Origin of the sequence: Thauera butanivorans NBRC 103042 (genome assembly GCF_001591165.1) — a bacterium.
Lineage (GTDB): Bacteria > Pseudomonadota > Gammaproteobacteria > Burkholderiales > Rhodocyclaceae > Thauera > Thauera butanivorans.
In genome coordinates, this window is the sequence record NZ_BCUG01000059.1 from 26052 (window position 1) to 33076 (window position 7025).

Sequence of the window (7025 nt, forward strand, 5' to 3'; positions counted from 1 at the left end):
ATGGCACAGCCCGCCCGCCGTCCGGCACCTGCCGGCCTACCCGCCCGAAAGCCGCTCTACATCATGAGCCCGGCACCCGCGCGCATGGAAGCCGGGTTCGACCATCTGGTCCTGCGCCGCGAATCCGCCGGCGTGCAACGTTTTCCGCTCGCCCGCATCTGCCGCATCATCTGCAACCGCCACCTGGCCTGGAGCGGTGCCGCGCTGGCACTGTGCATGACCGAAGGCGTGCCCATCACCTGGGTCGACGGCCACGGCCATGCGCTGGGGAACACTCAGACCCGGCAGCTTCGGCCACAGCCCTTCTCCACCCTGATCGAAACCTATCTGGAACTGCCCGACTGGCCTCGACGCTTTGCCAACTGGTTGGCACGCCGCAGGCTGGAAACGCTCACCACCTGCGCAAAGCGTGCGGCTGAAACCGGCCACGGCCTGGATGCCGGCGATTTCCAGGAATTGAAACGCGAGTACGTCTACAACGGCACACATCCCCTTAATTTCGGCGACGACAGTCAAGCCTGGTGCCATGCACTGGCAGTCGACCGCCTGCACCGCGAAGAGCTGCAAAGCTGCTACTGGGGCTACGGCGCCAGTCGACTCGATCTCGCCGCCGAACTCGCGGCATTGCTGTGGGCCGAACTGAACCTGGATTGCGGCACATTTTCCACCGGCATCGAGCGCGGCATCGTGGCCGCACGCCTGTTCGAGGCCTGGGCCCATCGACACGAAGAACGCTTGCACCTGCATCTGGGCGACCTCAAACGGCACATGGCGAGGGAGATCGAGACATGGCATTGAACGCATCGCGTGGCTGGCTCATCACCTATGACATCACCCACCCCAAGCGACTCGCCCGCCTGCACCGCTTTCTCGTCAAGCAGGCCACACCGGTGCAGTATTCGGTATTCCATTTCGAAGGCAGCGCGGCACAAATGGGTCGTTTGATGGCGGATATCGAAAAACGCATCGACCTCGCAAAAGATGACGTGCGCGGCTACCAATTGCCCGAACACATGAGCATCGACACCATCGGCCGCGGCAGCCTGCCGGGTGACACCTTCCTGCTGTCGGCACCGCACACGCTGCAAGTGCTGCTCCAGGCCACCGGCCGGTGATATGATGACGCCACCCGAAGCGCACAGAAACCGACGTGACAATCCGCTCCCCGCACCGCCCCCACTCATGGGAACCCGGCCGCCAAGAAGTTGATTACTCACTTGTTTTCCGTGTGAGCGGTTCGAACCGATGCCCTGATATGAAAGGGATTAAGACGAGAAGAGGAAATCCATCTTTTCATCCGCATATGTTCGAACCGATGCCCTGATATGAAAGGGATTAAGACGAATCGCCATGTATTGGCCGGCGCCCCCACGCTTGTTCGAACCGATGCCCTGATATGAAAGGGATTAAGACATCTATCAGTTGCGCTTTCGGGCTTTGCTGTTGTTCGAACCGATGCCCTGATATGAAAGGGATTAAGACGTGGCATCAAGCGGAAGTGCGATCTGTTGAACGTTCGAACCGATGCCCTGATATGAAAGGGATTAAGACGAAGGACTATGAGCAGCCATATCTTCAGCCTCAGTTCGAACCGATGCCCTGATATGAAAGGGATTAAGACTTTTAGGGCTGCCACGCTTTGCCGAATGTCGGACGTTCGAACCGATGCCCTGATATGAAAGGGATTAAGACCAAAACGCCGTGCGCAGGGTTTCCGCCGCCGCCGTTCGAACCGATGCCCTGATATGAAAGGGATTAAGACCTGGAGCTGCCCATCCTCGTACTCGAACTCAGGTTCGAACCGATGCCCTGATATGAAAGGGATTAAGACTATCGGGCTCTCCTCGGGCGAGGCACTGGTTGGCGTTCGAACCGATGCCCTGATATGAAAGGGATTAAGACAAGGTCCGCGACGGTCAAACCTGCGCCCATCGTTCGAACCGATGCCCTGATATGAAAGGGATTAAGACACCTAGGTCAGATCCGATCAAGCGAACACATTGTGTTCGAACCGATGCCCTGATATGAAAGGGATTAAGACCGGTCAGCTGATCCATGACGGCGCGCATTGCGGTTCGAACCGATGCCCTGATATGAAAGGGATTAAGACTTTCGCCTTCGCTTCGGCTTCGGCTTTCGCCTTCGGTTCGAACCGATGCCCTGATATGAAAGGGATTAAGACGCCTGATGCACCGCCCATGCAGCAAAATCGGGCGTTCGAACCGATGCCCTGATATGAAAGGGATTAAGACTCCACGTCGCCCGCGAAAGCCAGAACAGAGAGAAGTTCGAACCGATGCCCTGATATGAAAGGGATTAAGACGATCACTTCGGCGGCCGCTTGCACAGCGCCCCGAGTTCGAACCGATGCCCTGATATGAAAGGGATTAAGACCCGGCCCATTTTTCGGGTCGATTGTTCCATTTCGTTCGAACCGATGCCCTGATATGAAAGGGATTAAGACACAATAGGTCAACAGTATCGATACCGACAGAAAGTTCGAACCGATGCCCTGATATGAAAGGGATTAAGACAAACCGAATTCGACAGGACTGTCACCCACAGCTTCGTTCGAACCGATGCCCTGATATGAAAGGGATTAAGACCGACACGGTGGCCGTGCTTCCGGCGACGGGCACCGTTCGAACCGATGCCCTGATATGAAAGGGATTAAGACGTCCTACATGCGCATGGTGAGTTTCCCGTTAATCGTTCGAACCGATGCCCTGATATGAAAGGGATTAAGACGTTGCTCAGGTACGCTTTGACCGTGACCACGGTTCGAACCGATGCCCTGATATGAAAGGGATTAAGACGCAATGGAAAATTATGAGGTGCTGATGGAGGAATGTTCGAACCGATGCCCTGATATGAAAGGGATTAAGACATAACTATTTCGGACCACCTGCCCAACACTCAATGTTCGAACCGATGCCCTGATATGAAAGGGATTAAGACGCAGAAAACCCGGAACTAATCCCGCGTCGCCGTTCGAACCGATGCCCTGATATGAAAGGGATTAAGACCGAAATGTTGCGCACCGCTTCCACGGCGATGGCGTTCGAACCGATGCCCTGATATGAAAGGGATTAAGACGCTTGGCGCAGCGGTCATGCCACGATGATTCGCCGTTCGAACCGATGCCCTGATATGAAAGGGATTAAGACTTATTTCCTCTTTTCGTATACGTCGGCCAGCTTGGTTCGAACCGATGCCCTGATATGAAAGGGATTAAGACCGGTGAAACTGCGACGGACGGGGAGTCCGCCGGGTTCGAACCGATGCCCTGATATGAAAGGGATTAAGACTCCTGCAAGCGGCATATTGCACGGAAGGCGGAATGTTCGAACCGATGCCCTGATATGAAAGGGATTAAGACCCGATTCCGGCAAGTACAGAGTCAAGGGCAGACGTTCGAACCGATGCCCTGATATGAAAGGGATTAAGACGCGCGGATTCTGCGGCGGCGTGGGACGCGACGGAGTTCGAACCGATGCCCTGATATGAAAGGGATTAAGACCTTGGAGGACGCGGGGGTGATGCCGCCGACGAGTTCGAACCGATGCCCTGATATGAAAGGGATTAAGACCGATGGCAAGCGCGGAGTCTGCGGCGACGTGGGTTCGAACCGATGCCCTGATATGAAAGGGATTAAGACACGCAACCCGCTGATGCAACCCGCTGATGCAAACGTTCGAACCGATGCCCTGATATGAAAGGGATTAAGACGACCCGTTGGCGCGGATGAAGGTACGGATGGCTTTGTTCGAACCGATGCCCTGATATGAAAGGGATTAAGACCGGATGGCTTTCATCTGTTTGTGGGATAGGTTCGAACCGATGCCCTGATATGAAAGGGATTAAGACAGCATCGGTTCCACGACTGCGGCGAATGACGGTGTTCGAACCGATGCCCTGATATGAAAGGGATTAAGACAAAAACCAGCGATGGGCACCACGGTTGTCAGGGTTCGAACCGATGCCCTGATATGAAAGGGATTAAGACAGTTTCATAGCCCGATACATCATGGCCAAGATCGTTCGAACCGATGCCCTGAAGTGAAACTCGAATCCTTTTTAGGCCGGAGTGGCTTGGACCACGTAGCCGATTTGCTGCAGACGGCGGATCAGGCGACGGGCGGTTTTGGCCGCGTCGGTGCGATCGAAGTGGGCGGCTCCCAGGTCCTGCCACTCGGTGCCGTCGCGCAGCATGTGCCAGGCGGCGGTGAGCATGGAGGCGGCCACGGCGACGATGGCCTTCTTGGCGCCGCGGCGGGCGCGGATGCGATGGAACTGTGCTTGGAGGTAGCTGCCCTTGACCTTGACAGCGGCCCAGGCGGCCTGCACGAGAGTGGTCTTGAGCCACTTGCCGCCGCGGCGCAGCCGCGTGCTGCGACGCTTGCCGGCGCTCTCGTCGTTGCGCGGGCACATGCAGGCCCAGGACAGCAGGTGTCCCGGCGTGGCGAAGCGCGACATATCGATGCCGATCTCGGCCACGACCACGTGGGCGCTGACCGTGCTGAGTCCTGGCATGGAGCTCAACAGCTTGGCGGCTTGTCGAAACGGCTCAAGCCCAAGGCCCACCTCCTTTTCGATGTCGGCGATGGCCTTGTCCAGCGCGCCAATGTGAGCCAAGTGCAGCTTGAGCATGAAACGGTGGTGCGCGCTGATGCGCCCGCGCAGCGCCTCAAGCAGTTCGGCGCGGCTGGCCTTGACGCGGCCGATGCGCGCGAGCAAGCGTTCGGGGTCGTCCTCGCCGTCGACGATGGCTTGCAGCACGGCACGTCCGCTCTTGCCCAGGATGTCCGTGAGAACGACGCTGAGTTTGAGGTTGGCGTCTTCGAGCACCTTCTCGATGCGCTGGACATGCGCAGCGCGCTCGCGCACGAACTGCTTGCGGGTACGCGTGAGCGTGCGCAGCTGCTGCACGGCCACCGGCGGCACGAAGCTTGCGCGGATCAGGCCGTGGGCGAGCAGATCGGCCAGCCACATCGCGTCATTGACGTCGGTCTTGCGCCCGGGCACGTTCTTGACGTGGGCGGCATTGGCCAGCACCAGCTCGAAATGGCCTTCGAGCACATGCCACACTGGCTTCCAGTACACGCCGGTGGCTTCCATCGCGACATGCTCGACGCCCAAGCCTTCGAGCCAGTCGGCCAGGGCCAGCAGTCCCGAAGTGGTCGTGGCAAAGGTGTGCACTTCCTGCAACGGCAGCGCACCGCCGCGGCTAATGCGTGCGCACGCCACGACCGTCTGCTTGTGCACGTCCAACCCCGCGCAGCGTGGGTAGATGACATCCATGATCGCCTCCGAGTCGCGGCGACATCGGCGTGCGGCCCACGTCATCGAAGTCTGAAGTGCGTGCTCAGGGGCGTTGATCCCCAGGCGACAGTGTGGGGTGCTCGTGAGGCCGCGGGTCCAACTGAAATACGGGCTCGAAGCACCAAGTACGAACCGACCTCTGTGCCGGACGCCGCATCCGTATTAGACGCCTGTTTCATGCGTCGCGGGTCGCGCGGCGCGCGGTGGAGCAACTGATATGAAAGGGATTAAGACCCGAATTCGACCGGGCTGCCCCCCCCGGGCAAGGTGGATCGCACTCTTACCCTTCATGTAGCCAACCACCTGCGAAACCGCGTACTTCGGCAGAATCGCGATCAGCATGTGAACATGATCCGGCATCAGGTGCCCTTCCAGAATCTGGCTTTCCTTACGCAGCGCCAGTTGCCGCAACACCTCACCCAGATGCACCCTCAACCTCACATACAACGTCTTCCTACGGCATTTCGGAATGAACACCACATGGTATTTGCACTCTCAACGGCTGTGACTTAGGCTCTCAAACTCGTCCATCGTGAAACTCCCTTTTCGAGCGTGCTTGGCGGCTCACTTTGGAAGTTTCATCGATGGACTCCCGCATAAGTCAAACTTCTACTGCCACCCCGGCACAGCCGGGGGATTTCCCAGATTGGTTTAAGACAGAGCCTCTGCCATGAGCTGAGCAGCGTGATCCAGAAATTTGCAATAGTCCCTATTTGGGACTATCATTCGCACTATGCGAGTGATAGCGATCAAGTACCTGCGAGATTTCTGGCTACGTCACCCGGATGTCGAGCAGCCTCTGCGGGCATGGTTGACTGAAGCGGGGCGCGCAGAGTGGAAAATGCCCGCCGACATTACTGCGCAGTTCACGACTGCCAGCGTGCTAAAGAGTCGTCGGGTAGTGTTCAACATCAAGGGCAACGATTACCGACTGGTCGCGGCAGTGGCCTACCAGTTTGGCGCAGTGTATATAAAGTTCATCGGCACGCACGCTGCCTACGACCGCATCAACGCCGACACTGTGGAGATGTTTTGATTATGGATATTCGCCCCTTGCGCACTGAGGCCGATTATTTGGCCGCACTGGCTGAAATTAGCCCCATGTTCGACAGCGAACCAGAGCCCGGCACTCCCGAAGGAGATCGCTTCGAAGTCATGGTGACGCTCATCGAAGCCTACGAGCGACAGCACTATCCGGTAGCGCCACCTGATCCGATCGAAGCAATTAAATTCAGAATGGAGCAGGCAGGGATGAGTGTGGCCGACCTGAAGCCATATATCGGCCCGCCAAACCGAGTGTACGAGGTGTTATCGCGGCGGCGCGGTTTGAGCCTGGCGATGATTCGCCGCCTGCATGATGGCCTCGGGATTTCGGCAGATGCCCTCATTGCCCCGGTTCGGGGCGGAGAGTCTCGCCCGCCTGTAGCGTGATCTTGCAGCCCCGCATTGCAAGGGGGCATCGCTCGAACTGATACCCTGATATGAAAGGGATTAAGACGCCGTTCTGGACATCTACAGCAGGACGCGTTGCTGAACCAATGCAAGCAATCGAACCTGTCTTCGTTCGAGCCGATGCCCTGATATCGGAATAAGAACCTGAGCCTCCTCGGCTTTTTCTATCCGCAGTCGCAGTTACGGCAAGCACCCGGAATCCAGAATCTCTGAGAGGGTCCACTGACACTGTTCCGCCCACGTCGCCGAAG

The 7025-nt window shown here is 57.7% G+C and carries 5 protein-coding genes, 1 pseudogene and 1 CRISPR repeat array; of the genes and pseudogenes, 4 read left to right on the forward strand and 2 right to left on the reverse strand.

What is annotated here, in order from left to right:
* On the forward strand, positions 1 to 798 hold the full coding sequence (locus TBU01S_RS19205) for a CRISPR-associated endonuclease Cas1 (RefSeq protein ID WP_157659212.1): 798 nt from the start codon (positions 1 to 3) through the stop codon (positions 796 to 798).
* On the forward strand, positions 789 to 1115 hold the full coding sequence (gene cas2 / locus TBU01S_RS19210; RefSeq protein ID WP_068639109.1) for a CRISPR-associated endonuclease Cas2: 327 nt from the start codon (positions 789 to 791) through the stop codon (positions 1113 to 1115). Before TBU01S_RS19205 ends, cas2 begins: the two co-directional genes overlap by 10 nt.
* Before the next feature lie 120 nt (positions 1116 to 1235).
* Positions 1236 to 4006: direct repeats of the CRISPR family, unit length 37 nt; unit sequence GTTCGAACCGATGCCCTGATATGAAAGGGATTAAGAC.
* Between the two features lie 71 nt (positions 4007 to 4077).
* Here cas2 and TBU01S_RS19215 read toward each other — a convergent pair.
* A complete protein-coding gene (locus tag TBU01S_RS19215; RefSeq protein WP_068639111.1) occupies positions 4078 to 5301 on the reverse strand; it encodes an IS110 family RNA-guided transposase in 1224 nt (407 codons plus the stop codon).
* A gap of 279 nt (positions 5302 to 5580) precedes the next feature.
* Positions 5581 to 5853: pseudogene (gene tnpA / locus TBU01S_RS19220) on the reverse strand (IS200/IS605 family transposase); the annotation flags it as partial.
* Positions 5854 to 6055: 202 nt separating this feature from the next.
* Here tnpA and TBU01S_RS19225 point away from each other — a divergent pair.
* Together TBU01S_RS19225 and TBU01S_RS19230 are read left to right on the forward strand one after the other, a co-directional pair.
* Positions 6056 to 6358 carry a type II toxin-antitoxin system HigB family toxin gene (locus TBU01S_RS19225; RefSeq protein WP_068639113.1) on the forward strand — a complete coding sequence of 101 codons (303 nt, stop codon included), beginning with the start codon at positions 6056 to 6058 and terminating at the stop codon, positions 6356 to 6358.
* Positions 6359 to 6360: 2 nt separating this feature from the next.
* Positions 6361 to 6753: a helix-turn-helix domain-containing protein gene (locus tag TBU01S_RS19230; protein ID WP_068639115.1), complete on the forward strand. Its 393-nt coding sequence runs from the start codon at positions 6361 to 6363 to the stop codon at positions 6751 to 6753.
* The last annotated feature ends 272 nt before the right edge of the window (positions 6754 to 7025 follow it).

Coding starts and splice junctions, on each gene's coding strand:
- TBU01S_RS19215 (WP_068639111.1), bottom strand. CDS start 5,301: ATGGATGTCATCTACCCACGCTGCGCGGGGTTGGACGTGCACAAGCAG.
- TBU01S_RS19230 (WP_068639115.1), top strand. CDS start 6,361: ATGGATATTCGCCCCTTGCGCACTGAGGCCGATTATTTGGCCGCACTG.
- cas2 (WP_068639109.1), top strand. CDS start 789: ATGGCATTGAACGCATCGCGTGGCTGGCTCATCACCTATGACATCACC.
- TBU01S_RS19225 (WP_068639113.1), top strand. CDS start 6,056: ATGCGAGTGATAGCGATCAAGTACCTGCGAGATTTCTGGCTACGTCAC.
- TBU01S_RS19205 (WP_157659212.1), top strand. CDS start 1: ATGGCACAGCCCGCCCGCCGTCCGGCACCTGCCGGCCTACCCGCCCGA.